Source organism: Pseudomonas nunensis (assembly GCF_024296925.1).
Taxonomy (GTDB): Bacteria; Pseudomonadota; Gammaproteobacteria; order Pseudomonadales; family Pseudomonadaceae; genus Aquipseudomonas; species Aquipseudomonas nunensis.
Genome location: NZ_CP101125.1, coordinates 1,920,448 through 1,947,072, shown reverse-complemented (window position 1 = coordinate 1,947,072; position 26,625 = coordinate 1,920,448). Strand labels below are relative to the sequence as shown.

Sequence of the window (26,625 nt, the reverse complement as noted above, 5' to 3'; positions counted from 1 at the left end):
GAATACTCAGTCCATTGACTGTAGTAGAGGTTCCCGCTTTTTAGGGATCACGAGGTACGAGGATTACTTTTCAGAAGGTTGCTGCAACCGCGCCAGCTCCCTTCGCACCATGCTGGCGTATTCCGCCGGACGCAAGGTGTAGATCTGTGACGCCACCCAAGTCAGCCAACCGCCTTGCAGAATGGCCTTCTGGTCGAACAGGCGCTGGGCCTCGACCTGTGCACTGGCAAGGTTCTGCAGGTGGAAATCGGCGCGGGCCAAGGGCATTACTCGCTGGCCTTGAAGGTCACCAGTTCACCCTTGCGCCACTTGGCGGCCTTGGCTGTCACGGCTTTGAGGGTCTTGGTCAGGCCTTCCTGCAACTGTTGGTGAGCGGCGAACACCATCACCACGCTATGGCCTTCCTTGAACACGATTCCGTGACCGTCAGCGGTGGTGACAAATGCGTAGTCGCCCAGGCCATACACCGTCAGTTTGATTTCACGGAACTTGATGTCCAGTTTGCCGCCTTCGCGACTGGGCAACACCGAGGCGCTGAAATGATCGCCGACCTTGAGTTTCAGGCCAGGCTTGTCGTCCACCACCAGCGCTTCTTCGGTATCGATTTCGGCAATGTAGATGCCTTCGGCGTTCTGTTCGGTGACATAGACAAAACGGGACTGGAACTGTTTAACCAACTTTGCACGCAAATCGCCCAGGACGAACAACGCGTGCATATCAAGATTACTTACTGCCAAGGAAACATCCCCACATCTGAAAATGATGCTGCACGCAGGAAAAACGCACAGCAGAAAAAGCGGCCATGGCGAATGTGTTGCCGAATGAGCCGGGTCAAAATCCTGAACTGAGCAGAGCGCTCATCTATCGCGAGGTCAGTGAGATTACTGGATTGTCACCTGCGCCGTCCTCCCTGACGTTCGCCAAACCTTGAAGGAAAACGCCCTTCTGGCGGCCAGAAAAAGCGGACTACTAACTTTAGGGAAAAAACCCTTCAAGAAAAGCACTTTTCCGACATATCGCCCGTAAAAAATTGCTTTAGATGGACGCCAATCGCCAACAGTGATGGCGATTCTAGAGCAGCGACGCTCATCGAGACTACTCAAAACGACGAACACACGTCGGTAAAAACATGAAAAGGACTTCTTATGTGCACCATGACTCACTTTGCGAAACACTCGACAGCCTCGACAAACCACCCTGCCGCCCTGCATCCCGTGGTGTTGCAAGCCTATGCAATGCCCCTGCAAACGCTTGCCATGCCGCGCTTTCAGGTGATACCGGCCGGCAAGTCGTTCTTCCACATCAAGGAAACTGCCACCGGACGTGTAAGAGGTTTCCGCACTAATCATAACGACGCTTGCACCCTCGCCCGCTCACTGGCGGCACGCAACTGACGCCCCAGCCTTGTCTTTATCCCGAATGACGTTTCGTCACACCGACGACTTAACTCAGCCGTCGGCCGGCAACTACTGCCATACTGCACAACCCATGAATTCCGGCCCCTCGGCGGACGGCTTTCAATACAACATAATATTTCCAAGGGAAGGCTGCTACGTGACGGAATTTGATATCGGTGAATTTTTTATCCGGGGCGAAGCCAGAGAAGTCGAAGGCGAATTCCAGGCAGTCATTGTGATGCGTGCCAAACCACCCTTGACCACCGTGACCTATCACCAGGTCGAGAAAGATCGCTGGTTCAAGACCTCGGACGTTGCGTTGATCGCCGCCCTGGAAGCCGCCAAGGCCCTGAAGCTGGCGGTCGATGAAGGTGCATTGAAAGCCTGATCCTGCTTTGCCGTCTATGCTCTCTCCTGCTTTCGACCATCGCAATCGAACTCCTGACGCGCGGCTCCCTCAGATGCAGTGAAGCCGCCCCTCAGATCTCGCACTCGACGCGACCCGCAAGGAGATGAACATGGATTCACCGACACACGACTTGAAAGGTTTGTTCGACCAGCTCGGCCTGGACTCCAGCGAGAAGGCCATCGACGATTTCATCGCCAGCCATTCACCGCTTCCCGACGACAAAAAACTGATCGACGCCGAATTCTGGACCCCGCAACAAGCCGGGTTCCTGAAAGAACAATTGCGTGAAGACGCAGACTGGGCGCGAGTGGTGGATGATCTGAACCTGCGGATGCATCAGGTTCACTAGGCAACCCCCCCCACCTTGTAGCAGCTGTCGAGGTACAAGCCTGCGTTCGCCCGTAGCAGCTGTCGAGGTACGAGGCTGCGTTCGGCTGCGCAGCAGTCGTGAAATCAGGCTACGCGGTGTTTCAGGAAGACCGCATGCTCAGGTTTTACGACTGCTGCGCAGCCGAACGCAGCCTCGTACCTCGGCAGCTGCTACAGGCGAAACCTTGCCATACAGGACCACGCGCCTAGCGTGGTTTTTCCGGTTTATACCCCAACCGCAACCCACCCCAATGCCTTCCCTTGAGCATGATCGGCACCGACAAATCGTGCATCAATTCACCAGTATCACGGGTGTAGGTCTGCAACAGTACCGGTTGCTGATGACTGCCGCAGCGAATCCCGGTGCGGTCGGCGAACTTGCGTTTGGTGCGGTTCTGCAGGGTGTCGACCTGCGCATCACCGGTCAGCGGCTGGCTGAACACCGTGTTATGGGTCGGCACATAACCCTGCTGCGTGCAGGCGATGGCGAACACTAAACCTTCATGGCGCGGTAGCAACGGTTCCTGGATCGCTGGCAGCACCTGATCGGTGTAACGGTCGAAACGTGTCTGGAACTTGGCCGGGCTGGTGTTGGGAATCGCCTGGTAATTGCGATCGAACAGGTCATCAAGACTGACCCGACCCTGATCGATATCCGCCTCAAACCGCGCAGCAATTTGACTCGCACCTTCCCGGGCCAAGTCATAAATCCGTTGGTGATAGTCGTCGAGCCCGACCTCGGCCAGGCGCTCGCTGATGGTTTCGGCCTGCCCTTCCATCTGCACCGCTGCCTTGGCCAGGTGCTGGGTCTGTTGATCGCTGATCGCCAAATCGCTGCGCATCTGTTCGATGGCATGAAACAGGCTGTCGAGTTGCTCGCGGTTAGTGTCGGCGCCCCGAGCGATTTCCCCGACCTGATGTTCGACACCGGCGGCCAGCCGCGCGATGTTTTCCAGATGCTGGCCGGTGTGCTCCACCTGTTTGACGCCGACGTCGAGGTCGCTGGAGAGCTGGCGGATCTGCTCCACCACTTGCGCGGTACGTTGCTGGATGTCGGCGACCATCTCCCCGACTTCGCCGGTGGCTGTCGCCGTGCGCGCGGCCAGACCGCGAACCTCATCCGCCACCACGGCAAACCCGCGACCGTGCTCCCCGGCCCGCGCCGCTTCGATGGCAGCATTCAGTGCCAGCAGGTTGGTCTGGCTGGCGATGGACTGGATCACCAAGGTCACCCGCTGAATGTCATCGCTGCGCAGGCTCAGGGCTTCGATCAATTCACGACTGGCACTGGCGCGCTGGCTGAGCTGATGCATGCGCGAGATCGATTCGATCAGTTCGGTGCGCCCGGCAGCACTGCTCTCGTGGGCCTCACTGGCAGCGGTCAAAGCTTCTCGGCTGAGCGTCGATGTGGCTTGCTCGGTGGAGATCATCACTTCAGCGTTGCTGACGATCCGCTTGGCCGCATCGAGTTGCGATTGCACCTTCTCGGCCAGTTGCTTGACCGAAAACGCCACGCCCGCAGCGGACAACGCGTTATGACTGGTGGTGTAGGAAAGGTCGCGGGTTAGCTCGGCGATCGCGCTTGAGCTGTCGACGGGGATTAAATCGGGGATCGCGCGCGAACGTAGGCGCGGCAGCCAGATGATCAGCACGGCCACGGGCAGGCCGATATAAAGCGATGCGCCACCCAAAGTCATGCCACAGAGCAACAGCACCAGGGCGATGCTTTGCAAGGTCGGCGTCAGCCACAGGTTTTTCGGCGCAAGCACTGGTGCAGGCACATGCCCAACCAGAGATCCGTCTCTCGTCATCTTCGTCACCCCATGCGTTTTCTATTTGTTGTGACTGCATTAAACGCCACTAATGGGCCATTATCTATGGTCCGTTAGTAGTGGATGTTGCAGCAGGTCAACAAAAGTGCGGGGGATTTTCAGACGGCAAAAAGCTTCGCGGGCAAGCCTTGCTCCTACAGGATGTGTGTAGGAGCGAGGCTTGCCCGCGAAGTGGGCGTTACCGAATCAAGCCTGACGCTGGTGCTTGTCGATTTGCTCGTGGCGCTCTTGAGCTTCGATGCAGTACTTGGTGGTCGGGCTGATCAGCAGGCGTTTCAGGCCAATGGCCTCGCCGCTGTCGTCGCACCAGCCGAAGCTGTCTTCTTTGATGCGTTCCAGAGCCTGTTCCAACTGAGGCAGCATGCGTTGGTCGCGATCGATCGCGTTGACCAGCCAGGTGCGCTCTTCTTCAACGGAAGCAGCGTCGGCCGGGTCAGCCGGGGTGTCCAGGCTTTCGATGGCGATGCGGTTCTGTTCGATGCGCTCGTGGGTTTCGACTTTCATGTTCTGCAACAGCTCGTAGAAAAAAGCATGTTGCTCGGCATTCATGTAGTCATCCGCCGGCATGGCCAGCAACTTGTCCTTTGTCATTGATATCTCTATAAAAAAACGTGCATTAAGGCGAATTAGGGAGCGTTCCGTCGGACCTCGTCGGCCGTCGGAAAGGCGCCATGTATTCCAAGCGCCACCCGGCACTCAATTTACGAGGGGCGGCAGTCTAAGGCCGACTTGAGGCCTCAGCAACTGAAAAGACAGCGAATTTGTCCGACAACACCCGGAAAGTGCTCTATGGCAGCCGTTGTGGTGGTTATCGGAGTGCGTTTATAGCAAGAAATTCAGTCCAGCGGCTGTATATAGAAGACAAACGGCTGCGCCACGCGGGTCAGGCGTGGCGCATTTTGCTGTTTATTGCGGTTTCAGCGTTTGAGTTTGCGCTTGTTGCGGTACTGGTCGATGACCACCGCCACCACAATGATCAGCCCCTTGATGATGTCCTGAATATACGCATCGACCCCGACAAAGGTAAAGCCGCTGGCCATCACCCCGAGAATCAGCGCGCCGATCACGGTGCCGGTGATGCGCCCTACCCCGCCCGCCAGGCTGGTGCCGCCGATCACTGCCGCGGCAATCGCATCCAGTTCATAGGACATGCCCATCCCGGCTTGCCCGGTCGCCGCTCGGGCCGAGGCCACCACGCCAGCCAGACCTGCAAGCAACCCGGCGATGCTGTAGACGATCACCAGATGCCGCTTGACGTTGATCCCGGAGGTCCGCGCCGCCTGCATGTTGCCGCCGATGGCGTAGGTGTATTTGCCGTACTTGGTGTAACGCAGGGCGATGTGGAAGATCACCGCCACCACCAGGAAGATGATCACCGGCATGGCGCCGTGGCCGATGGCGGTGTAGGAATCGGACAACATGCTCACCGGTTGGCCTTCGGTGTAATAGCGCGCCAATCCACGGGCCGACACCATCATGCCGAGGGTGGCGATGAACGGCGGGATCCCGGTCACTGCGATGATGCTGCCGTTGATCGCCCCCGCCAGCAGTCCGACCCCGAGCCCGGCAATCACCGGTATCCACACCGGCAAGTCGGTCAGCGACGGGAACACCGCCCGGGCAAAGTCCGAAGTCTGGGCCAGGCTGGCGGCAATCATTGCCGACAGCGCCAGCACCGAGCCGGAGGACAAATCGATACCGGTGGTGATGATCACCTGGGTCACGCCGATTGCCAGCAGGCCGATGATCGACACTTGCAGGATCATCAGCACCAGACGCTGGGAGTTCATCAGGAAACTCTGGTCGCGCACGATCCAGCCGAACACCTCAAACACCAGGCCGATGCCAATCAGCACCAGGAAGATGCTCAACTCGGTCGGAAAGCGCCGACGACTCTTGGTCGGTGCCGTTGCTGGCTTGTTTTCCAGTATCGCGTTCATAACCACTCACCCTTTTATCGCGTCGCCAGCGCTGGCCGCAGCCACCGCCAACATCAATTAGTGAACCGCGGACATGCCCGAGGCCAGTTGCATCACCCGTTCCTGGGTCGCTTCGCTGCGGTCGAGGGTGCCCATCAGGTCGCCCTCGTGCATGACCATCACCCGGTCGCTCATGCCGAGCACTTCCGGCAGTTCCGAGGAAATCATGATCACCGCCATGCCTTCGCTGGCGAGGTAGGAGATCAGTCGATAGATCTCGGCCTTGGCGCCGACATCGATGCCACGGGTCGGCTCGTCGAGGATCAGGATCCGTGGATTGGTCATCAGCCAGCGTGCCAGCAAGGCTTTCTGCTGATTACCGCCGGACAGCGTGTCGATGCACTGCTCCAGCGACGGGGTCTTGACCCGCAGCTTCTTGCACATGTCTTCGCACAGCACCCGCAGGGCTTTCTGCTGAATGAAGCCGTGACCGGCGTAATGCGGCAGCACGGCCATTTCCATGTTTTCCAGCACCGACAGGCACGGGAACAGGCCACTGAGCTTGCGATCCTCGGTCAGCAGCGCGAAGCCCTTCTCGATCGCCATGTGCGGGTCGCTGATGCGCACCACCTCGCCGTCGAGGCGAATCTCGCCGCCGTCGCTGGGGGTGATGCCGAAAATCGCTTCGGCGACGTTGGTCCGCCCGGAGCCCATCAACCCGGCAAGCCCGAGGATCTCCCCGGCATGCAGGTCAAAGGACACACCTTTGAAAATCCCGTCGAGCTTGAGGTCGCGCACCGACAGCAGCAAATCGCCAATCGGCTTTTCGCGCACCGGGAACAACTGGCTCAGCTCGCGGCCGACCATCATCGAAATCAGACTGTCGCCGTCCATGCTGTCGGCCCGTTGCAGGCCGATGTAGGCACCGTCGCGAAACACCGCCACTTCATCGGCGATGGCAAACACTTCATTCATTTTGTGGGTGATATAGATGATGCCTTTGCCCTGACTCTTGAGGTCGGCAATGATCGAGAACAGGTGGGCCACTTCCTTGTCGGTGATGGCCGAAGTCGGTTCGTCCATGATCAGCACGTCGGAGTCGTAGGACACGGCTTTGGCGATCTCGACCATCTGCCGCTCGGCGATGCTCAAGTTGCCGACCTGCTCTTCCGGATCGAGGTTGATGCGCAGGCGTTCCAGCAGTTTCGCGGTGCAGCGATGCATTTCGCGATGGTCGATCATGTGCAGGCCGTTGAGCTGCTCACGACCGATCCAGATGTTTTCGGCGATGCTCATGTGCGGCATCAGGTTGAGTTCCTGGTGGATCATCGCGATCCCGGCCTGGAGCGCCGACAGCGGCGTGTCGAACACCACCGGTTTGCCCCGCAGGCGAATCTCGCCGGCGTCCGGCTGGTAGATGCCGGCGATGATTTTCATCAGGGTCGATTTGCCCGCGCCGTTCTCGCCCATCAGGGCCAGCACCGAACCGGGGCGCACCCGCAGCTGCACATCGGACAAGGCCACCACACCGGGAAAACCCTTGCTGACGTTGATGATCTCCAGCAGGTACGGCTCATCGACAGGTGTTGCGGTTGGCTGGATACCCACCAACGGGGTGCTCGAAGCAGTCGCTGAAGCGAACATGATCAGGTACTCCATCAGCAAGGTCGCGGTGGCAACCTTGCGTGCTTATTGTTGTTATTGAACGGACAGGCTATTTGAACGTGTCGACGTTTTGCGGGGTGATCAAGCGGTATGGCACCCAGACGTTCTGTTCAACCGGTTCGTTCTTGGCCATTTTCACCGCTGTGTCGATGGAGCCGTCCGCCTGACCCTTGGCGTCCTGGAATACCGAGACCGCCATGTTGCCTTTCTTGATTGCGTTCAAGCCGTCTGGCGTACCGTCGACTCCGGCAATCAGCACCGAGCCTTTGTCGACGCCGGCCTGACTCAGGGCCATCGCAGCGCCAATCGCCATTTCGTCGTTGTTGGCCACCACCGCGTCAAACTTTCGGCCCTGGGTCAGCCAGTCGTTGACCAGGGTCATGCCTTTATCGCGCAGCCAGGTGCCGGTCTGCTCTTGCTCGATCTTGATGTTCGGGTACTTGGCCAGCACCTCTTTTACGCCTTTGGTGCGGTTGGTCGTGGAGTTGTTCGCCAGGTCGCCCAGCAGAATCACGATGTCACCCTTGCCGCCCATCTTGTCGGCTAGGTATTGCATCTGCATTTCACCGGCCTCCAGGTCGTTGGAAGCGACGGTGACCACGCCTTTAGGCAGTTTCAGGTCATCCGGGCGGCGGTTGACGTAGACCAGCGGAATGCCGGCCTTGACCGCGGCGTCCGTGATTTTACGGGTGGCTGCGGTGTCCACCGGGTTGACCACGATGGCATCGACCTTCTGGCTGATGAAGTTTTCCACCTGGCTCAGCTGCTTGACCACATCGCTGCGGGCATCTTCGAATTGCAGCTGCACGCCATCGGGATAGGTCTTGGCTTTCTTGTCCATGGATTCGCGCAGGTAGGTCAGCCAGGTGTCATCGAACTGGGACATGCTCACGCCGATCTTCATATCAGCCAGAGCAGCGCCGCTGGCGAACATCAAGGACAAGGCAAGTGCGGTGAAACGGATCGGGGTCTTCATGAAAAGTCTTTCTCCACATTCTTGTTGGTTTTATGGATAAGGCGTGACGATTTCAGTGACGGGGCAAGCGGACAATCGGTGCGCCTGGAATGCAGCAGACCAGGGCGCCGTTGCGTTCAACGCACAGCAAACGGGAAAAGGAATGGAACGAGGCGCGAGGCAGGTCGCGAAAGAGGTGTGAAGCGGAACGTAAAACATGCAAAGCAGCGTTAAAGGTTTTCATCGACGGTACCTGGCTTTTGTTTCTTGTTTTTGGTTCGTCCTGCACCCGTTCAGGCTTGGCCTGAGCGAGATTGGACGTTGATAGTCGGCAACCTGGAAATGACTTTATTGGAAAATAATTTCTATATCAACTCATTTTAGAATTTAATTCTGATTTTATTCCACGGGCATCGAACTGGCCCAATTCCACCACTTGATGGCGTTCGGCACTCAGTCGCGCAGCGTCCAGAACACGGGTGGTCGCCAGTGCATCACGCGCCTCGACCGGCAGTGGGCCACCGCTCTGCAACGCGGTTTGTAGCTGTAAATAGAACTGATTCCAGCAGCCGCGTTCGGAGGGAACGCGCTCGCGCACCTCGCCTTGTTCGAACCAGCCCCAGTTCCGGTGTTCCTCGACGCCCCAGCGTTCGCCTTCGGATTTTGGCGAGAGCCCGGCCAGCGCCGAAGCCTCTTGCCCGTCCAGGCCATCGACGCTGTAGCAACCCTGGGTGCCGGTGACCCGAAAGCGCGGCCCGGGGGTGTTTTGCAGGCAACTGCCGCCCAGGTGCGAAGTGACGCCGCTGGCGTGGGTCAGCGACATAAAGAAGCCGTTATCGTAGGTCTGGCCTTTTTCGAGGTATTCCAGTTCGGCGTAAACATGGGTGACCGGGCCGAATAACAGCAGCGCCTGATCCACCAGATGGCTGCCCAAGTCGCGCAGGAAACCACCGCCGCTGCCGTTGTTCACCGACTGCGGCGAGTAACGTTCGACCCGGGATTCGAAACGCGTGATCTGGCCCAGCGCGCCGGACTCGATGAGTTTGCGCACCGTGAGGAAATCCGAATCCCAGCGCCGGTTCTGGTAGACGCTGAGCCGCACGCCTTGGCGCTCGGCCATGGTGATCAGGGTTTGCGCCTGTTGCGCATCGGCGGCGAACGGTTTGTCGCTGACCACCGCCACCCCGTGCTCGATGCCATCGAGCACCAGCGCCGGACGACCCTTGAGCGGCGTCGACACCACCAGCACATCGATCCCGGCTTCCACCAGTTGGCCGATGCTGTCGAAGGCCGGCACGTTGGGGTGTTCGGCGGCGAGCAACTGTCGGCGCTCCGGGGAACGGGTGACCACGCCGACAAACGTGGCGCCCGGCAGGCTGCTGAGCAGCGGAGCATGGAAAAACCGGCCGCCATGGCCGTAACCGACAAGTCCGATACGCATGTGTGCATTCCTTCTTATTGTTAGATAGCCGCTGGCTGGATCTCCACCGGCCCTTGTAGGAGCTGTCGAGTGAAACGAGGCTGCGATCTTTTGACTTTGATTCTTAAAAACAAGATCAAAAGATCGCAGCCTCGTTTCACTCGTCAGCTCCTACAGGGATTTGTGTGGGGCTTAGCGGCAGAATTCGCTTTTGACCCGCTCCAGCATCATCCGGTTGGACTCATCCGGCCGGTCTTCCCAGGCGAACACCGACACCGTGGCGATGCCGTCGAACTGGATCTCACGCAACGTGCTGAAAAACTCCTCCCAGTTCACCTCGCCCTGGCCGATGTCCAGATGCTGGTGCACGGTGGCCACCACACCCGGCGGGTTGACGATGTAGCGCAAGCCCGAGGACGCCTTGTGGTTGTAGGTGTCGGCGATGATCAAGTGGCTCAGCTTGGAGCCGGCATACTTGAGCATCGAGGCGATATCCCCGACGCCGTCGTCATAGAAGAACGTGTGCGGCGCGGCGTAGAGGTAGTTGATCCAGTCGCGATCGAGGCCGCGAATGATGTCCACCGACTCGTTGTTGCGCTCGCAGAAATCATACGGATGCGCCTGGATGTCGAGCTTGATGCCCTCGCGTTCGAACTCGGGGATCAGCTCGTCCATGGAGCGCATGAACTGGTTCTCGCACACCAGCGGGTTGTCCGACTGGCCGGTGAATTCGGTGTTGACCAGTTCGCAGTCCATTTCCACGGCGATCTGGATCGCGCGTTTCCAGTTGCGCACGGCGGCGACCCGCAGGCCTTCGTCGGCGGCGGCCCAGTGGTACATCGGTAATAAGGAAGAGAGTTTGACCCCGGTGTCGCTCAGGGCTTTGCGAAATTCCTTGATCCGCGCCTTGTCCACGCGGGGGGCCTTGTAGAACGGCAGGAAGTCTTCGCGGGGCGACAGTTCGATGTGTTCGTAGCCGAGCTCGGCGACTTTATCGACCATCTTGCCCAGGGACAGGGTGCGGTACATGTAGGGGTCTAGTGCGATGCGCATATTCTTATTCTCCTTCACCCGAAATCAACACCTCCCCCTGTAGGAGCTGACGAGTGAAACGAGGCTGCGATCTTTTGATCTTGATTCGAAAAAAAGCAAAGTCAAAAGATCGCAGCCTCGTTTCACTCGTCAGCTCCTACAGGGAGCGGGGATCGGGGTTTAGCCGTAGAAATGTGGGCGCTCTGGCAGGCCGACTTTGACGATCTGGCCGCTGTTTTGCGCTTCGATGCACTTGTCTGCGGCCACTGCCGCCGCGAAGCCGTCCCATGCAGACGGGCCGCCAACTTGACCCGAACGCACACCGTCAATGAAGGCCTGTAGCTCAACGTCATACGCCGCGATAAACCGATCCTTCCAGTCCATCAGAATCGCATTCGACAGTTTCGCGCCACTGCGCAGTTGCACCTGTTGCGGCTCCGGCAATTTGGCGATGCCGGTCTCCCCCACCACTTCGCACTGGATGTCATAGCCGTACTGGCAATTGACGAACACTTCCACGTCGATACGCGTGCCCTTGGCCGTTTCCAGCAGGACGATTTGCGGGTCTTTCAGGTGCGCGAGGGCTTTGCTGGATTTGCGCGGGAATACCACCTGCACCGAAACGTAGTCGTCATCGAGCAACCAGCGCAGCACATCCAGTTCATGGATCAACGTGTCGGTGATCGCCATGTCGGTCTTGTAGTTCTCGCCCACGCTCGGGTTGCGGTGCGCGCAGTGCAGCATCAGCGGTTCGCCGATCTGGCCGCTGTCGATCACCGCTTTGAGGGCGCGATACCCTTCATCGTACGGGCGCATGAAACCGACTTGCACCAGGCGCTTGCCGTGGGCCACTTCGGCCTCAACGATCTTGCGGCAGCCTTCGGCGGTGACGGCCAGGGGTTTCTCGCAGAACACCGGTTTGCCGGCGGCAATCGCTGCCAATACGAATTCTTCGTGGCTCGGGCCCCAGGAGGTGACGAGGATCGCCTCGACTTCCGGCGCCTTGATCAGCGCGTGGCCATCGGGGTAGACCTCGGCGGTCAGTTTCAGGTCGGACACGACTTTCGCGGCTTGCTGCAAATTGATGTCGGTGACCGCGACGACCTGGCTATTGAGCAAGGTCTGGCTGCAACGACGGATATGGTCCTGGCCGATGGCCCCGGTGCCGATGACGCCGATCTTTAAAGACATGTAGAGACTCCTGGAGTTGTAGTTGTTCGTTCAGGGGCAATCAGTACTGACGGGCCTTGGCCAGTCGTTCGTTCAGGGTCTTGGCCACCGCGTCGGTGCGGGCGCTGGTGGAAACCTGCGCCACGCCGACCCGCCACCACGACAGGTATTTGTGAATCATCGTTTTGGGCAGAACCTTGATATCGATCAGGGTCGAGACCGTCTGCAACCGCGCATCGGCCAGCGCCGCTTGCAGCTCTTCAACGGTGTTCACCTTGTAAGTCTTGCAGCCATAGGCCGCCGCGCTCATGGCGAAATCCACCGGCACGAAACCGCCGTCGAGCTTGCCGGTTTCCGGGTTGCGGAAGCGGAACTCGGTGCCGAAGCTGTCCATGCCGTGTTCCATTTGCAGGTTGTTGATGCAGCCGAAGGTCATGTTGTCCAGCAGCACCACGTTGATCTTGCGCCGCTCCTGAATCGAGGTCGCCAGTTCCGAGTGCAGCATCATGTAGGAACCGTCACCGACCAATGCATAGACCTCGCGATCCGGCTCGGCAAGCTTCACCCCCAGCGCGGCGTTGACTTCGTAGCCCATGCACGAATAACCGTACTCGACGTGGTAGGTGTTCACGCCTTTGCTGCGCCAGCTGCGCTGCAAGTCGCCGGGCAGGCTGCCGGCGGCGGCGACGATCACCGCGTCATCGGCCAGGGTTTCGTTGAGCACGCCGAGCACGCGGCTCTGGGTCAGGCAGGAACCGGTCAGCTCGATAAATTCCCGCAGCACGGCCGGGTCCATGTGGTCGTTGATTTCCGGGACAAAATCCTTGGCCTGATATTCGACCTGATAGATCCGATCGACTTCCTCATCCAGTTGCGCCTTGGCCTGGCGCGGTTGATCGCCCCAGCTCGAACGGTAATCGCCCAGTGCGTCGGCCAATGCCAGCAGACCGCTTTTGGCGTCGGCCAGCAGCTGCACGCCATCGAGTTTCAGCGCATCGCAGGGGCTGATATTCAGGTTAAGAAATTGCACTTCGGGATGTTGGAACAGGGATTTCGACGCCGTGGTGAAATCGCTGTAGCGAGTGCCGATACCGATGATCAGGTCAGCGTCTTTCGCCAGCAAGTTCGCCGCCAGACAACCGGTTTCGCCGATGCCGCCGACGTTCAGCGGATGGCTCGATACCACCGCGCTCTTGCCGGCCTGGGTTTCAGCGAACGGTATATCGAAGCGCTCGGCAAATGCCTGCAATGCGGCGTTGGCCCCTGAGTAGCGAACCCCGCCACCACAAATAATCAGCGGCTTGCGCTTGCCTTTGAACAGCGCCAGCGCATCGCCGAGCATCGCTTCAGTGGCCGGGCGCCGCTCGATACGGTGCACGCGTTTTTGCAGGAAGTAATCGGGATAGTCGTAGGCCTCGGCCTGCACGTCTTGCGGCAAGGCCAGGGTCACGGCGCCGGTTTCGGCGGGATCGGTGAGCACGCGCATGGCGTGGATCGCCGCGGTCATCAGTTGCTCGGGACGGTTGATGCGGTCCCAGTACTTGCTCACGGCTTTGAAGGCATCGTTGGTGCTGATGCTCAGGTCGTGGAACTGTTCGATCTGTTGCAGCACCGGGTCCGGCTGGCGACAAGCGTAGACATCGCCGGGCAGCAGCAATAACGGAATGCGGTTGGCGGTGGCCGTGGCGGCAGCGGTCAACATGTTGGCCGCGCCGGGGCCGACGGAAGAGGAACAGGCGTAGATCTTGCGCCGCAGGTGTTGCTTGGCAAAACCGATGGCGGCGTGGGCCATGCCTTGCTCGTTGCGGCCCTGATGCACGATCAAATCGCCGCTATCCTGCTCCAGCGCTTGGCCGAGACCGAGCACGTTGCCGTGGCCGAAAATGGTAAAGACCCCGGCCACGAATTTGCTCTGGACGCCATCGACTTCGATGTACTGGTTATCGAGGAATTTCACCAGGGCCTGGGCCATGGTCAGTCTTGTAGTGGTCATGTCCGATCCTTCAATACACGAAGAAACCCTTTGTGGGAGCGGGCTTGCTCGCGAAGGCGGCGGCACATCCAGCATTGATGTCGCCTGACACTCCGCATTCGCGAGCAAGCCCGCTCCCACAGGGGATCTTCATTAGCCTTGAGAGTTTTGCAGGTGGTTCATGCTTGCGCCGATCGCCTGTTCGATGTCCGCCAGGCCATGCACGCTGTCGGCAAACGGTTCGAACGACAGGTAGCCGCCATAACCGCTGCCCAGCAAGGTTTCGATCTGTGCGGCATTGCCAAGGATGTCGCCCTCGCCCACCAGCACCCGATGGCCGTCGCGAATGCTGTTCAGCGGCGCTTCGGCATCCTCGACGCCAGAGATGTGCACCAACCCGGTCAGCTCAGGGAAAAACTCCTGCTCACTGGCCAGGTGATGGTGAAAGGTGTCATGCACCAGGCGAAACACATCCAGCCCACCAATCGCCTTGATCGCATCCACCGCCGGCCGTTTGCGCCGCAGCGAACACTCTTCAAACCCCAGCGGCTCGATAAACCCGAGAATCCCGTGATCGCGCAGGATCGGCGCCAGTTCAGTCAGCGCCGTGCGCAAGCCCGAAGCGCGTTCGGCTTCATTGCGCGTATCGGCGCGGTCATTCAACGGGCACATCACCAGCCCTTGCGCGCCGCAATCCCGGGCATACGCAGCCAGCTTCAACGCCTGGGCACGGCGCTCGTCATTCCACACATCAAACGGGTACAGCGCGTTGATCGACAGCACGGTGATGCCTTTGGTCGCGCACAATTCACGCACCGTTTCCGGTGCGGTGCCGTCTTCGATCTCGATGCCTTTGAGGTCGTTGCGGATCTCGATGGCGTCGGCCTTGAGGGTCACCGCCAGGTCGATGAACGCTGGCAGGGACAAACGCGGGGCGACCATACGGTTCAGGGCGAAACGCAGGGGCTTGCTCATTATTGTTGTTCTCCGCAGGTGAATTATTTGGCGGTTGGCATGCTGAATTCGGGGCCTTTAGCGATGCTGTCGGGCCAGCGCTGCATCACGCTTTTGTAGCGGCTGTAGAAACGGATGCCTTCTTCGCCGTACGCGTGGTGATCGCCGAACAGCGAGCGCTTCCAGCCGCCGAACGAGTGCCAGGCCATCGGCACCGGGATCGGCACGTTGATGCCGACCATGCCGACCTTGATCGTGCGGGCAAACGCGCGGGCAATGCCGCCGTCGCTGGTGAAGCACGACACACCGTTGCCGAATTCGTGGGCGTTGATCAACGCCACGGCGCTGGCGAAGTCCGGCACGCGGACGATGCCCAGCACCGGGCCGAAGATCTCTTGCTGGTAGATACTCATCTCGGGCGTGACGTTATCGAACAGCGTCGCGCCAACGAAGAAACCGTTCTCCGCGCCGGGCACTTTGAAATTGCGGCCATCGACAATCAGCTGCGCGCCCTGGGCCACGCCTTCGCCGATAAAGCCTTCGACCTTGGCCTTGTGCTCGGCGGTGACCAGCGGCCCCATGTCGCTGTCGCCCAGCATGCCGTTGCCGACCTTGAGCTGATCAATGCGCGGCAGCAACTTGGCGATCAACTGATCGCCGACATCGCCCACCGCCACCGCAATCGAGATCGCCATGCAACGCTCGCCGGCCGAGCCGTACGCCGCGCCGATCAGGGCATCGGCGGCTTGATCCAGATCCGCGTCGGGCATGACGATCATGTGATTCTTCGCGCCGCCCAGGGCCTGCACGCGTTTGCCGCGAGACGTGGCTTGCTGGTGGATGTATTCGGCAATCGGCGTCGAGCCGACAAAGGAAATCGCCTCGATGTCCGGGTGTTGCAGCAACGCATCCACCGCGACTTTGTCGCCCTGGACCACGTTGAACACACCGTCCGGCAGCCCGGCTTCGGTCAGCAAACGCGCCATCAGCAAACTGGCCGACGGATCGCGCTCGGAAGGCTTGAGGATGAAGCAGTTACCGGTGACCAGCGCCAGCGGGATCATCCACAGCGGCACCATCACCGGGAAGTTGAACGGCGTAACCCCGGCGCAAACACCCAGCGGCTGGCGCAAGTTCCAGTTGTCGATGCCACCACCGATGTTGTCGCTGAAATCGGTTTTCAGCAGGTTCGGCGCACCGCAGGCGTATTCGACGATTTCGATGCCGCGAGTGACTTCGCCCTTGGCGTCGGACAGGACTTTGCCGTGTTCGCGGCTGATAATTTCCGCCAGTTCATTGTGGTGGCGGTCGAGCAGTTCCTTGAACTTGAACATCACCCGGGAGCGACGCAGCGACGATTGCTCGGACCACGCCGGGAAGGCTTGCAGGGCCGAGGCCACGGCTTCGTCGACGGTCTTCTCGCTTGCCAATCCAACCCGCGCCTGCACCGCACCGGTGGCCGGGTTGAATACGTTGCTGAAGCGTTCGCTGCCGCTGTCTTGCACCTGGCCGTTGATGTAATGGCCTAAAACCGGGGCGTTGCTCATTGTTCTTGTTCTCCGTGCAAATGTTGGAATTCAGGCTTTTCAGTTCAAAGATCGAGCAGCCAGCTGTGCTGCGGATCGTTATGGAACTGCCAGACGCGTTTCGGCCCGGCCATCACGTTCAGGTAATACGACTCGTAGCCATACGGCACGCTGACCGGGTGATACCCCTTGGGCACCACCACAAGGTCGCTGTTTTCCACGGCCATGGCCTGATCGATGCTGCGGTCGTCGGTGTAGACCCGCTGGAACACGAAGCCCTGAGGCGGGTTGATCTGGTGGTAATAGGTTTCTTCGAGAAAGCTCTGGTGCGGCAGGTCGTCGGTGTCGTGCTTGTGCGGCGGGTAGCTCGACGAGTGCCCCGACGGCGTACGCACTTCCACCACCAGCAGCGAATGCGCAGGCTCGGTGTCCGGCAGGATGTCGCAGACGTAACGGGTGTTGGCGCCCTTGCCGCGCACGCTGCGCTTCATGCTTTCGGGTCTGATCAGGCGTGGCCCGAGGTTGTTGGCGGTTGAGCCGGGGGCGGCACACACGGCGATTTGTACATCGCTGAGGGCGACCACTTGCGCCTGACTGCCGGGCGGCAAGTACGCGGCAAACGGGGATTTTTCTTCGAACACCGATTGGCGATCGCCGAGGTTGTCCCAGTCGAACGCGCCCTGCCCCGGCGCTTCGCCCTTGATGCTGACGCGACCGCTGAGCAGCACCAGGCACAGTTCTTTTTCGCCAGCGCTCACCGGCAAGGTTTCGCCGAGGCTCAAGCGATACGCAGCGAAGCCGACGTATTCCAACTCACCTTTGCCCAGCTCGACCATGGTCCGGCCACGGGCATTGCTTTTAACCAGCAGGCTCATCACTTAATCCTCTCGTCGAGCAGTGCGCGCAAGGTGTCGAAGCCTTTCTTGGCGTAGACATAACTCGGTGCGACCGCTGGATCCTGTTCGGCTTCGACCACCAGCCAGCCGTGGTAATCGGCGGCCAGCAACACATCGAGCAACGCGCCGAAATCGATGTCGCCATCGCCGGGCACGGTGAACGTGCCGTTGATGATGCAGTCCGGGAAACTCCACAGATGGTTGCGCGCCAGTTGCACCACCGGTTTGCGCACGTCCTTGAAATGCACGTGGCAGATGCGCTCGATGTGCTTGCGCAGCACCTGCAACGGTTCGCCGCCGCCCATGTAGCAGTGGCCCGAATCGAACAGCAGGCCGACTTCGCTGCCGGTCAGCGCCATCAGCTTGTCGATGTCCGCCGGGGATTCGACGTAGGCGCCCATGTGGTGGTGATACGCCAGGCGCACGCCTTGGGACAGAGTGAAACGCGCCAATTCGGTGAGCTTGTCGGCGTATTCCTGCCACGCTTGCTCAGTGTGGAAACGCGGGCGCTCGACCAGTGGAATGTGCTGGCCCTGGATCGAGTCAGCGACTTCGCCGTAGACCAGCACCGTGGCGCCGTTTTTGGCCAGCAGCTCGACATGGCTGCCGATGGCGTCGATTTCCTCGGCCACCGAACGACGGGCCAAACGGCTGGAATACCAGCCGGACACCAGCGCCAGATCGTAAGGCCGCAGCACGTCACCGACGCCTTTGGCATCCTTGGGAAATTTACCGTTGAGTTCGAAACCTTCGTAGCCGATTTCCTTGCCTTCGCTCAACGCAGTGCTCAGCGGCGTCTCGCCACCGAGGGACGGCAGGTCGTCGTTGCTCCAGGAGATCGGGTTGATGCCAATTCGGATAGCGGGCATGGCTGCACCTTTTATTGTTTTTACAAATCTGTAAGACCGACGCTGAACCCCTTGTGGGAGCGGGCTTGCTCGCGAAGAGGCCGGCACATTCAACATCAATGTCGCCTGACACACCGCCTTCGCGAGCAAGCCCGCTCCCACATTGGGTTTTGCGGTGTTTGGTCAGGCGCGGGCCGTGCGCCAGGCATCGATCAATTCAACAAACGTGCCCTGCACCTGGCGGATCAACGTTTCATCGTCGATTTCCCCCGCCATCCACGCCCGGCTCGGCTCCTGGAAAATCGTGCGGCCCACGGCAAATCCGCGACAGGTCTGACTCTGGCTGGCCTGTTGAAAGCCCTCGGCCAACGCCGCCGCCGGGGCATTCAGGCCCAACAGCACAACCCCACGGCAATACGGGTCACGCTCCTGAATCAACTCATCGAGCTGTTTCCATTCCTCGGCACTCTGCGCTTCGATCTTCCACCACGCCGGGTAGATGCCCAGGTTGTAGAGGCGTTTCAGCGCGCGATACAGCACGTCGGGATGAGCCGATGGGTGATCCTTGGGCGGGATGATTTCCAGCAGCAGTTCATGCCCGCTGACCTGCGACGCCTGGTACAAACCCTTGATCTGCGCTTCCTGTTCCAGACGCAGCAGTGGCTCGTCATCCGGATGAAATTGCACCAGGCACTTGATGATTTGTTCTTGCGGCCAGGCAATCAGGTTGCTGCCAATGGAGCGCCCGTGCTCGAAAGCCAGTGGCCGCGACCCCTGGACTTCCACCGGCCGCGCCACCCACCAGCCACGACCGGTGGCGGCGTTCAGTGAGTCCTGGCCGAAACGTTGATCCGCCAGCAGCCCGACATCAGCTTCGATGCCCTGAGTACGCAAATCAGCTTCGACCCGCTCCACGGCTTTGATAAACAGTTGTTTCAGTTCGCCAATCGCATTCAGGTCGCGACCGCCCTTGTGCGCCAGCTCCACCAACTGCCCGCGATGGTCGAAGGCGAAGATGAACAGTTGCTTCCATTGTTTGCGCGGCACGCTGACCTGATGCAAGCGTTGCAGCGTGGCGTCCTGATCCGGCCGGGTGATCGGCACCGGGCTGTTGAATAGATAGTCGAGTTCGGCGCGGGTAGGCATTGCCGGGGCGCAGGCGTGGCGCGACACCACCAGACCGCCGCAGGCATTGGCTAACTGGCAGCAACGCTCGTCGCTGGCGTCTTCCAGCCAACCGGCGAGGAAGCCCGACATGAAGGCATCGCCGGCACCCAACACGTTGAGCACTTCGACGCGCACACCCGGGTAGATCGCGCCGTCTTCAAGGCGCACCGGAATCACCCCATGAATCACCGTGCAACCCTGCGGGCCGAGCTTTACCACCAAGGTCGCATCACTCAGGCGTCGTACGTTGCGCAACGCGGTAAGCAAATCCTCGGAACCGCCGGCAATCAAAAACTCTTCTTCGGTGCCGACGATCAAGTCAAAACGCGGGAGGATTTTCTGCACGTGCTGGCTGACGTTCTGGTCCGCGACGAAACGGGTTTCGCCGTCGGCCTTGCCGGCCAGGCCCCAGAGTACCGGGCGATAGTCGATGTCGAGAATGCGTTTGACGTTGTGTTTTTCGGCGTAGTCCAGTGCCTGGATGCTCGCCTTGTACACGCCGTCGGTGGAGAAATGCGTGCCGGTGATCAGCAAGGCTTTGCTGGAGGCAATAAAGGCTTCGCTGATGTCTTCGGCCCGCAGCGCCATGTCGGCGCAGTTCTCGCGGTAGAACACCAGGGGAAAGGTTTCGCGATCCTTGAGGCCCAGCAGGACCATGGCGGTCAGGCGTTCCGGATCGACCTTGATCCCGCTGACATCACAGCCTTCGCGGGCCAGGGATTCGAGCAGGAAGCGGCCCATGTGGTCGTCGCCTACCCGGCTCAGCATGGCCGACTTGAGGCCCAGGCGTGCGGTCCCGAAGGCGATATTGGCGGAGGATCCACCGAGGTATTTGGCGAAGCTTGAAACATCTTCCAACCGCGCGCCGACTTGCTGCGCATAGAGGTCGACGCCAAGGCGCCCCAGGCAAATCAGATCCAATTGACGCCCACTGGCAAAACGAGTCTGGCCCATGCTGGCTCCTGTTATTTTTATCAGCCTGCGTTCGGGACGATGGACGTGCCGAACACTCTTGGTGGATGCAGACTAAAACGAGCGGGACCGAACAATCAATATTTATTCTATATATTTTTTACGTGGAATATTTTTTCCAATAAACTCCGGTACGAGCGTTCCAGACGTGGTTCATCGTTTCAGCAGGCCGCTTGCCGTCGGCAAGCTCAAGATTTTATTCCGGCCTACCCTGTAGACTGCGCACAGCCAACCTATTGTCAGGGGATGACCGATTCGTCATTCCTATAAGAACAAGCCAGAAGGATTTCCTATGTCCCGCACCGATCAGCCGGCTACGACCGAGAGCACGCCCGAGAGCGACCTCCAGAGCCCACCGATCAATGCCGAGCGATTGCTGCAGCTGATCACCAACGAATACGAAAGCCTGCCGCGCCAGCTCAAACGCATCGCCACCTACATGAGCCAGCAGAGCGACCGGATCATGGTCGATCGCATCAGCGACATCGCCCGGGAATGCGAAGTGCACCCCTCGGCCATCGTGCGCTTCTCCCAGCGCTTCGGTTTCAGCGGTTTCAGCGAGATGCAGGCGCTGTTCCGCGAGGCGTACACGCACAAGACCACGCCAGTGCAGAACTACCAGCAACGCATCCGCAGCATGATCGCCAACAAGTCGCAGAAGGCCAGCGGCGGCGACCTCGCCCGCGAATGCGTCAACGCCACGCTGTCGGGCATCGAACGCCTGGGCATGGAACTCGACGATGTGGCCTTCGACAAAGCCGTGGATCTCGTGGTGAATGCCGACAACATCTACGTGGTCGGCGTGCGCCGTTCATTCGCGGTGGCCGACTATCTGGTCTACAACCTGCAACACACCAACAAGCGCATTCACCTGGTGTCCGGCCTCGGTGGCAGTTATCGCGAGCAAATGCGCAGCGTGCGCGCCAACGACCTGGTGATCGCCATCAGCTTCACGCCCTACGGCAAGGAAACCCAACACTGCCTGCGCATCGCCCAGCACCATCAGGCGAAAACTTTGATCATCACCGACAGCAACCTTTCGCCGCTGGCCAAGCGGGCGAGCACGGTGCTGCTGGTGAATGAAGGGAGTTCGTTTGCGTTCCGGTCGCTGAGTGCGACGTTGTGTTTGTGTCAGGCGTTGTTTATTGCGGTGGCGTATCGGTTGGAATTGAAGGTGGATGAGATTCATGAGCAGGTGGGGTTTGAGGATTAGCACGCCGGCGTTTGCAGGGCGCAAAATCGCTGACTAAGGTTGTTCGCATCGCGAGCAAGCTTTGCTCCTACAAGGAACGCGTCATGAAACTGATCGGTATGCTGGATTCACCTTACGTGCGCCGTGTGGCGATTTCTGCCAGACACTTGGGCATCGATCTTGAGCACGACTCGGTGTCGGTGTTTCGGCATTTCGAGCAGTTCCAGCAGATCAATCCGGTGGTCAAGGCGCCGACACTGATACTGGATGACGGTGAAGTGTTGGTCGATTCGACGCTGATCATTGATTACCTCGAAGCGCTGGCCGGGCCTTCTAAAAGCTTGATGCCGAGCGATCTGAAGCAGCGTCTGCGATCTTTGCGGGTGATCGGACTGGCACTGGCGGCGTGCGAGAAGTCTGTGCAGCTTTACTACGAACGTAACCTGCGGCCGGCGGACATTCAGTATCAGCCGTGGGTTGAGCGAGTTGAAGGGCAGCTCTCGGCGGCCTATTCGGCGCTGGAGCGGGAGCTTTCGAAGCAACCATTGCCGGGTGGTTCCGCGATTGCGCAGGACGGGATTACCGTGGCGGTCGCCTGGAGCTTCACCAACCTCGTGGTACCAGATCAAGTCGATGCGGAGCGCTTCCCGCAGATCGCCGAGTTCACCGCGCAGGCGGAAAAGCTTGAGGCGTTCATCGCTACCCCGATAACCTGAGCCGCCCTTCTTCACGGATTCGCTCATGACCGCCGCTGAAACCCCTGCCCCGGCGCTGAAGGAAATCTTCAACGCCGAGCGCCTCAAGCACATCGCGACCGAAATGACGGCGGTTTACCCGGCGTTCAACGCCAAAGCCTTCTTGAAAATGGCCAATGAAGGCCTGGCTGACCTGTCGATCATGCAGCGCATGGCACGGGTCAGCGAGTGCCTGCATGCGGTGTTGCCGCTGGGGTATGAAGAATCCCTGGACGTGTTGCGTGCCCTCGCCCCTCGGCTGAACAGTGGGTTTGTCAGCATCTCCCTGCCGCATTACGTCGCGATGTACGGCGCACATGACTTTGACCAGTCAATGGAAGCGCTGAAGTTTTTCACCTCGTTCGGTTCATCCGAGTTTGCGATCAGGCATTTTCTGCGCAGTGATCTTGAGCAATCGTTGGCGTTGATGCAGGTGTGGTCGCTGGATGAAAACGAACATGTGCGCAGGCTGGCCAGCGAAGGCAGTCGTCCGCGATTGCCGTGGTCGTTTCGCCTGGAACCGATTCAGGCTGACCCGAGGTTAGCGGCGGCGATTCTCGAGAACCTCAAGGCGGATGAAAGCCTTTATGTGCGCAAGTCTGTCGCCAATCACCTCAATGACATCACCAAGGATCACCCGGAGTGGGTGCTGGATTTGATTGAGGGTTGGTCGTTGGAGAACAAGCACACCGCGTGGATTGCAAAACATGCGCTGCGCAGTTTGATCAAACAGGGGAATCAGCGGGCGTTGGCGGTGATTGGGGCTGGCGGGAAGCCTGAGGTTGAGATTGTCGGGGTGAAGGTTGAGCCGGCGGTGATTCGGTTGGGGGAGAAAATCACGCTTTCGTTTAGCGTGAAATCCACGGTGGCGGAGAGTCAGCGGCTGGTGATCGACTACGCCATCGATTACGTCAAAGCGAATGGCAGCACGTCCGCGAAAGTGTTCAAGCTGAAGGCCCTGACCCTGCCCGGCCATGCTGTTGAAATGGTCAGCCGTGGGCAGCAAATCAAAGAGCTGACCACGCGTAGGCATTACGCGGGCGCGCATGCCGTGCACATCATGGTGAATGGTGAGTTGTTGGCCAGCACCTCTTTCGAAATCCTTCCCTGATTTCAAGTCTGATCGCGGACCACTGTGGCGAGGGAGCTTGCTCCCGCTGGGCTGCGGAGCGGCCCCAAATCGGTCATCGAGTTCTTTCTGGAACACCGCGACAGCTTTATTGGGGCTGCTGCGCAGCCCAGCGGGAGCAAGCTCCCTCGCCACAAAAGTGTTCAAGTGCAGTGAGGGAGTCGCCTCCCTCACTCGGGTTCCTGGCTGCTACCCAGGCTTGTGGTTATCCAGTACGCGATTGACCGCCATCTCACCGATCAGCAGCGCCCGATGCATCACCAGCATCGTATGGCGGCGCGGGCCGTCTTCCAGCTCGGCGAGGTCGATGAGCATCTTGCGCACCGATGACACCGACTCATAAGCCTCGACCAGCAACGTTTCGTCATCCACCGCTGCGTCGATGGTGAGAAAGGTGCCGGAACTGCGGGGCGGTATCTGCGTTTTCGTCGCCCCGGGGTTAAGGTAGAAGTTGAGCGTGCGATCGGCCGCTGCTTTCAGCTTTTGTGGGTCAAGATCAAAAGAGGCGTCGTAGGGTACTGGATCAGTATTCGGGGGGTTGGGAGTAACTTTGAACATGGATGGAACCTCTGATACGAATTTTAAGGAGCCATCACCCTCGCTACCAAACGAAGGGTGGCGGCCATACGTGGGTTGGTAGACCGGTCGTACCAGAACCCGGCGCCCACAAGGGGCCCCACGCATGACCACCATAAAAACAGAGTCGCAAAAAAGAGACGTCATAAGGTGTTGCCATGCGGCTGATAACGAGGCGGGCTACCAAACCCGATCACTGTTTTGCAGTGACCCGGAAACGATATATCCCACCCCATAGACGCACAAGCCGGCCGATTCTGGCGTACGCGTAGGTAACGGCGCAAGGCGTTGTAGCCGTTTATGACGTAACACCGGGTGTCTTTAAACACTCGCTTAAACGCCTGCTTTTGTAGGAGCAAGGCTTGCCCGCGAAGAACGATGACGTGGTGTGTCAGGCCTGACGCCTTCGCGAGCAGGCTCGCTCCCACAGGAGATATGTGGCGGCCACAAATCCTGCAAACAACACCGAACCAATGTGGGAGATTCTATGTTGCAGGGCAACCCTGTAACTTCAAGCCGGTCGGTATTCGCTCTGATTTTTCATCAGGGCGAATGCCACCCGGCAGAGTTTCCGGGCAAGGGCTACCAAGGCTTGGGTTTTTGAGAAGCCTCTTGCCAAATACGCCTCGTAAAACGGCTTCCATTTAGCCGAGCGGCAGGCCGCCATAGCGGCGTTGTAAGCCAGCCGGCGTACTTCCGGATCCCCTTTTTTGGTCAGATACCGGGGCCCGTTTTTCTTCCCGGAGTCATCGACCGTAAGGTCCATCCCCAGAAACGCGATAAACGCATCACCATTGGCAAAATCACCGCGCATAAAGGTCGTCGCCAACCCGGTTGCTGTCAGTTCGCCAACCCCTTCGATGGCTTTGCAACGGTCGATATTGGCTTCAATACCTGCCTCTTTGCTGACCTTGCGCAGCAGTTTTTGAATGGCCTGATCCGCTTGCTTGAAGGCCTTTTGCTGGGCGGCCTGCACTTTCTTTAGCAAGGGTTCATTGGCCCAGCTCAGCATCAGACCAGCGTGGTTCTGGATCAGCGTTGCACGCCTGTGGAGCAGGCTTTTCAGCGAGGTGTAGGCCTTGGGTGGCGGGCTCCAGATTCGCAGCCCGTCTTGTTCATTCGTCAAATAGCGCGCCAGCAGACGAGCATCGCAGGGATCGTTCTTGGCTCGTTGACCGATACCACGGCGATAGTTGCTCACCCGATAAGCGTCCACGACATAGACCTGATGGCCCATTGCATGAGCGAGCTCGACGGTGTCCAGGTGATAGATGTTGGTAGCTTCAACGGCGATAGCACTTTGCGCGGGCAGTGTTTTAAGCCAGCGTTTGAGGGCTGTTCGATCGTTTTTGATGGAGTCAGTGGCTTGACGATCGGTGCGATAAGCAACGATTTCAGCCTTGGCGATATCGATGCCAACCACGGTCTGCAAAGTAAGGATTGTCATGACGAATCCTCGGAGCTAGGGTTTAGGTGCTTGTCGGGGTTTACCCTTGCGCTGGCTTGCCTCTATCGTCGGTTTTACCGATGAATTCCTTATCGGCGCTTTGGGTAGAAGGGGCGGGATGAGAAGTCTCCCACGGTCTGTACTGGTCAGAGTCAGAATCGAGCTTTTAGTCCCGCCCACCCCTTCAAGTCTAAACATACAAGCGGGCTTGCTCGCGAAAGCGGTATTACAGGCTCCGAAGATGCATCGGCCTTACCGACGCCTTCGCGAGCAAGCCCGCTCCCACAAAGGTTCATCAGCGCTGACGTTCTGCGGAACGCCCCGGCAGCATGCGCACCAGCGTGTTATCGCGCACCCAGTAGTGATGGAACAATCCCGCCGCCGCGTGCAAGCCGATCAACCAGTAACCGGTGCTGCCGAGCAGCTCATGCCAATACTTGATCTGCTTGGCCAGGTCCGGATCAATCGCCACTGGCGACAGCAATGGCCAATCGAAATACGGCAGCGGTTTGCCAGCGACCGCCAGGGTCAGCCAACCCAACACCGGCGTGGCAATCATCAAGACATAAAGCGCCAGATGCATCAGGTGCGACACGCCGGTTTGCCAGCTCGGCGGGGCCGGGGTGATCGGTGGACGCGGTGTCAGGCGCCCGATCAACCGAACCCACACCAACACAAAAATGCTGATACCGAACACGCCATGCAGGCCCATGAACAGGCTCTTGGCAGAGCTGCCACGGGGCAGCAGCCCTTTGATTTCGATGCAGGCATAAACGCCGACAAACAGCGCCAGCATCAGCCAGTGCAGGGTGATCGACAGGTTTCCATAGCGGTGGGCGATTGAATCGCGGGTCATAACGGGCCTCATGTATTCACAGTGGCTGGCGACTCATTCGCGCAGCCGGGTTCGACCGACGCCACCCTGCCCGCCCAGCCTTAAGGCAATCTGAAGGTGCCAGTTCCGGATCCTTTTGCCACCTTCAGACTCCGTTAAGAAAGGCCCCCGATACTCCTCCCAAACTGACTCCGGGGAGGCGTCTTGCA

The 26,625-nt window shown here is 59.3% G+C and carries 24 protein-coding genes and 1 pseudogene; 6 read left to right on the top strand and 19 right to left on the bottom strand.

Annotated elements, in window-relative coordinates; all coding sequences use genetic code 11:
* Positions 1-63: 63 nt before the first annotated feature.
* A complete protein-coding gene (locus NK667_RS08765; protein WP_054052819.1) occupies positions 64-267 on the bottom strand; it encodes a hypothetical protein in 204 nt (67 codons plus the stop codon).
* Positions 267-737 (bottom strand): hypothetical protein, encoded by a 471-nt coding sequence (locus NK667_RS08760; RefSeq protein WP_054052821.1) that lies wholly within the window; start codon positions 735-737, stop codon positions 267-269. Before NK667_RS08760 ends, NK667_RS08765 begins: the two co-directional genes overlap by 1 nt.
* 408 nt (positions 738-1,145) lie before the next feature.
* Between NK667_RS08760 and NK667_RS08755 the strand changes: the two genes are divergently transcribed.
* From NK667_RS08755 to NK667_RS08745, 3 genes are all read left to right on the top strand, one after another.
* Positions 1,146-1,394 carry a hypothetical protein gene (locus tag NK667_RS08755; protein ID WP_054052823.1) on the top strand — a complete coding sequence of 83 codons (249 nt, stop codon included), beginning with the start codon at positions 1,146-1,148 and terminating at the stop codon, positions 1,392-1,394.
* A 160-nt stretch (positions 1,395-1,554) separates the two neighbouring features.
* Positions 1,555-1,785: a hypothetical protein gene (locus NK667_RS08750; RefSeq protein WP_054052825.1), complete on the top strand. Its 231-nt coding sequence runs from the start codon at positions 1,555-1,557 to the stop codon at positions 1,783-1,785.
* Between the two features lie 130 nt (positions 1,786-1,915).
* A complete protein-coding gene (locus NK667_RS08745; RefSeq protein ID WP_054052826.1) occupies positions 1,916-2,155 on the top strand; it encodes a DUF2789 domain-containing protein in 240 nt (79 codons plus the stop codon).
* Between the two features lie 226 nt (positions 2,156-2,381).
* Here NK667_RS08745 and NK667_RS08740 read toward each other — a convergent pair whose 3' ends face one another.
* The 14 genes from NK667_RS08740 to NK667_RS08675 all read right to left on the bottom strand — a co-directional run bounded on the left by NK667_RS08740 (position 2,382) and on the right by NK667_RS08675 (position 20,485).
* Positions 2,382-3,605, bottom strand: coding sequence for a methyl-accepting chemotaxis protein (locus tag NK667_RS08740; RefSeq protein ID WP_413786152.1), 1,224 nt, complete (start codon positions 3,603-3,605; stop codon positions 2,382-2,384).
* 588 nt (positions 3,606-4,193) lie between these two features.
* Positions 4,194-4,598 carry a TraR/DksA family transcriptional regulator gene (locus tag NK667_RS08735; RefSeq protein ID WP_010459637.1) on the bottom strand — a complete coding sequence of 135 codons (405 nt, stop codon included), beginning with the start codon at positions 4,596-4,598 and terminating at the stop codon, positions 4,194-4,196.
* A 326-nt stretch (positions 4,599-4,924) separates the two neighbouring features.
* The gene (locus NK667_RS08730) at positions 4,925-5,947 is read right to left on the bottom strand and encodes an ABC transporter permease (RefSeq protein ID WP_054052830.1); all 1,023 of its coding nucleotides are present in this window, start codon (positions 5,945-5,947) and stop codon (positions 4,925-4,927) included.
* A 57-nt stretch (positions 5,948-6,004) separates the two neighbouring features.
* The gene (locus NK667_RS08725) at positions 6,005-7,570 is read right to left on the bottom strand and encodes a sugar ABC transporter ATP-binding protein (RefSeq protein WP_054614401.1); all 1,566 of its coding nucleotides are present in this window, start codon (positions 7,568-7,570) and stop codon (positions 6,005-6,007) included.
* 70 nt (positions 7,571-7,640) lie between these two features.
* Positions 7,641-8,567, bottom strand: a complete 927-nt coding sequence (locus tag NK667_RS08720) for a sugar ABC transporter substrate-binding protein (RefSeq protein WP_054614400.1) — start codon at positions 8,565-8,567, stop codon at positions 7,641-7,643.
* A gap of 349 nt (positions 8,568-8,916) precedes the next feature.
* Positions 8,917-9,987 carry a Gfo/Idh/MocA family protein gene (locus NK667_RS08715; RefSeq protein WP_054614399.1) on the bottom strand — a complete coding sequence of 357 codons (1,071 nt, stop codon included), beginning with the start codon at positions 9,985-9,987 and terminating at the stop codon, positions 8,917-8,919.
* Positions 9,988-10,158: 171 nt separating this feature from the next.
* Complete coding sequence (locus tag NK667_RS08710) at positions 10,159-11,019, bottom strand: sugar phosphate isomerase/epimerase family protein (RefSeq protein WP_054614398.1); 861 nt, start codon at positions 11,017-11,019, stop codon at positions 10,159-10,161.
* Between the two features lie 159 nt (positions 11,020-11,178).
* Positions 11,179-12,189: a bifunctional inositol 2-dehydrogenase/D-chiro-inositol 1-dehydrogenase gene (iolG, locus tag NK667_RS08705; protein WP_054614397.1), complete on the bottom strand. Its 1,011-nt coding sequence runs from the start codon at positions 12,187-12,189 to the stop codon at positions 11,179-11,181.
* Positions 12,190-12,229: 40 nt separating this feature from the next.
* Entirely contained in the window at positions 12,230-14,161 is a 1,932-nt protein-coding gene (iolD, locus tag NK667_RS08700) for a 3D-(3,5/4)-trihydroxycyclohexane-1,2-dione acylhydrolase (decyclizing) (protein ID WP_054614396.1), read from the bottom strand.
* A 132-nt stretch (positions 14,162-14,293) separates the two neighbouring features.
* The gene (locus NK667_RS08695) at positions 14,294-15,115 is read right to left on the bottom strand and encodes a TIM barrel protein (protein WP_054614395.1); all 822 of its coding nucleotides are present in this window, start codon (positions 15,113-15,115) and stop codon (positions 14,294-14,296) included.
* Between the two features lie 23 nt (positions 15,116-15,138).
* Positions 15,139-16,641, bottom strand: coding sequence for a CoA-acylating methylmalonate-semialdehyde dehydrogenase (locus NK667_RS08690; protein WP_054614394.1), 1,503 nt, complete (start codon positions 16,639-16,641; stop codon positions 15,139-15,141).
* A 44-nt stretch (positions 16,642-16,685) separates the two neighbouring features.
* Positions 16,686-17,495, bottom strand: a complete 810-nt coding sequence (gene iolB / locus NK667_RS08685; RefSeq protein WP_054614393.1) for a 5-deoxy-glucuronate isomerase — start codon at positions 17,493-17,495, stop codon at positions 16,686-16,688.
* A complete protein-coding gene (iolE, locus tag NK667_RS08680) occupies positions 17,495-18,385 on the bottom strand; it encodes a myo-inosose-2 dehydratase (protein WP_054614392.1) in 891 nt (296 codons plus the stop codon). Before iolE ends, iolB begins: the two co-directional genes overlap by 1 nt.
* A gap of 162 nt (positions 18,386-18,547) precedes the next feature.
* Positions 18,548-20,485 carry a bifunctional 5-dehydro-2-deoxygluconokinase/5-dehydro-2-deoxyphosphogluconate aldolase gene (locus NK667_RS08675; RefSeq protein ID WP_054614391.1) on the bottom strand — a complete coding sequence of 646 codons (1,938 nt, stop codon included), beginning with the start codon at positions 20,483-20,485 and terminating at the stop codon, positions 18,548-18,550.
* A gap of 310 nt (positions 20,486-20,795) precedes the next feature.
* Here NK667_RS08675 and NK667_RS08670 point away from each other — a divergent pair, with 310 nt between their 5' ends.
* From NK667_RS08670 to NK667_RS08660, 3 genes are all read left to right on the top strand, one after another.
* Positions 20,796-21,716, top strand: coding sequence for a MurR/RpiR family transcriptional regulator (locus NK667_RS08670; protein WP_054614390.1), 921 nt, complete (start codon positions 20,796-20,798; stop codon positions 21,714-21,716).
* 83 nt (positions 21,717-21,799) lie between these two features.
* Positions 21,800-22,411, top strand: coding sequence for a glutathione S-transferase (locus NK667_RS08665; protein ID WP_054614389.1), 612 nt, complete (start codon positions 21,800-21,802; stop codon positions 22,409-22,411).
* Between the two features lie 25 nt (positions 22,412-22,436).
* Positions 22,437-23,540: a DNA alkylation repair protein gene (locus NK667_RS08660; RefSeq protein ID WP_054614388.1), complete on the top strand. Its 1,104-nt coding sequence runs from the start codon at positions 22,437-22,439 to the stop codon at positions 23,538-23,540.
* Between the two features lie 207 nt (positions 23,541-23,747).
* Here NK667_RS08660 and NK667_RS08655 read toward each other — a convergent pair whose 3' ends face one another.
* The 3 genes and pseudogenes from NK667_RS08655 to NK667_RS08645 form a co-directional block, all read right to left on the bottom strand.
* On the bottom strand, positions 23,748-24,116 hold the full coding sequence (locus NK667_RS08655) for a DUF6124 family protein (RefSeq protein ID WP_054614387.1): 369 nt from the start codon (positions 24,114-24,116) through the stop codon (positions 23,748-23,750).
* Between the two features lie 503 nt (positions 24,117-24,619).
* Positions 24,620-25,581, bottom strand: a pseudogene (locus NK667_RS08650) (IS110 family transposase).
* A gap of 295 nt (positions 25,582-25,876) precedes the next feature.
* On the bottom strand, positions 25,877-26,437 hold the full coding sequence (locus tag NK667_RS08645; RefSeq protein WP_054614385.1) for a cytochrome b: 561 nt from the start codon (positions 26,435-26,437) through the stop codon (positions 25,877-25,879).
* Positions 26,438-26,625 lie beyond the last annotated feature (188 nt).

Excerpts from the sequence above, each read along its gene's own strand:
- NK667_RS08765 (WP_054052819.1), bottom strand. The coding sequence starts at position 267 with ATGCCCTTGGCCCGCGCCGATTTCCACCTGCAGAACCTTGCCAGTGCA.
- NK667_RS08755 (WP_054052823.1), top strand. The coding sequence starts at position 1,146 with ATGTGCACCATGACTCACTTTGCGAAACACTCGACAGCCTCGACAAAC.
- NK667_RS08745 (WP_054052826.1), top strand. The coding sequence starts at position 1,916 with ATGGATTCACCGACACACGACTTGAAAGGTTTGTTCGACCAGCTCGGC.
- NK667_RS08740 (WP_413786152.1), bottom strand. The coding sequence starts at position 3,605 with ATGATCTCCACCGAGCAAGCCACATCGACGCTCAGCCGAGAAGCTTTG.
- NK667_RS08735 (WP_010459637.1), bottom strand. The coding sequence starts at position 4,598 with ATGACAAAGGACAAGTTGCTGGCCATGCCGGCGGATGACTACATGAAT.
- NK667_RS08730 (WP_054052830.1), bottom strand. The coding sequence starts at position 5,947 with ATGAACGCGATACTGGAAAACAAGCCAGCAACGGCACCGACCAAGAGT.
- NK667_RS08725 (WP_054614401.1), bottom strand. The coding sequence starts at position 7,570 with ATGTTCGCTTCAGCGACTGCTTCGAGCACCCCGTTGGTGGGTATCCAG.
- NK667_RS08720 (WP_054614400.1), bottom strand. The coding sequence starts at position 8,567 with ATGAAGACCCCGATCCGTTTCACCGCACTTGCCTTGTCCTTGATGTTC.
- NK667_RS08715 (WP_054614399.1), bottom strand. The coding sequence starts at position 9,987 with ATGCGTATCGGACTTGTCGGTTACGGCCATGGCGGCCGGTTTTTCCAT.
- NK667_RS08710 (WP_054614398.1), bottom strand. The coding sequence starts at position 11,019 with ATGCGCATCGCACTAGACCCCTACATGTACCGCACCCTGTCCCTGGGC.
- iolG (WP_054614397.1), bottom strand. The coding sequence starts at position 12,189 with ATGTCTTTAAAGATCGGCGTCATCGGCACCGGGGCCATCGGCCAGGAC.
- iolD (WP_054614396.1), bottom strand. The coding sequence starts at position 14,161 with ATGACCACTACAAGACTGACCATGGCCCAGGCCCTGGTGAAATTCCTC.
- NK667_RS08695 (WP_054614395.1), bottom strand. The coding sequence starts at position 15,115 with ATGAGCAAGCCCCTGCGTTTCGCCCTGAACCGTATGGTCGCCCCGCGT.
- NK667_RS08690 (WP_054614394.1), bottom strand. The coding sequence starts at position 16,641 with ATGAGCAACGCCCCGGTTTTAGGCCATTACATCAACGGCCAGGTGCAA.
- iolB (WP_054614393.1), bottom strand. The coding sequence starts at position 17,495 with ATGAGCCTGCTGGTTAAAAGCAATGCCCGTGGCCGGACCATGGTCGAG.
- iolE (WP_054614392.1), bottom strand. The coding sequence starts at position 18,385 with ATGCCCGCTATCCGAATTGGCATCAACCCGATCTCCTGGAGCAACGAC.
- NK667_RS08675 (WP_054614391.1), bottom strand. The coding sequence starts at position 20,485 with ATGGGCCAGACTCGTTTTGCCAGTGGGCGTCAATTGGATCTGATTTGC.
- NK667_RS08670 (WP_054614390.1), top strand. The coding sequence starts at position 20,796 with ATGTCCCGCACCGATCAGCCGGCTACGACCGAGAGCACGCCCGAGAGC.
- NK667_RS08665 (WP_054614389.1), top strand. The coding sequence starts at position 21,800 with ATGAAACTGATCGGTATGCTGGATTCACCTTACGTGCGCCGTGTGGCG.
- NK667_RS08660 (WP_054614388.1), top strand. The coding sequence starts at position 22,437 with ATGACCGCCGCTGAAACCCCTGCCCCGGCGCTGAAGGAAATCTTCAAC.
- NK667_RS08655 (WP_054614387.1), bottom strand. The coding sequence starts at position 24,116 with ATGTTCAAAGTTACTCCCAACCCCCCGAATACTGATCCAGTACCCTAC.
- NK667_RS08645 (WP_054614385.1), bottom strand. The coding sequence starts at position 26,437 with ATGACCCGCGATTCAATCGCCCACCGCTATGGAAACCTGTCGATCACC.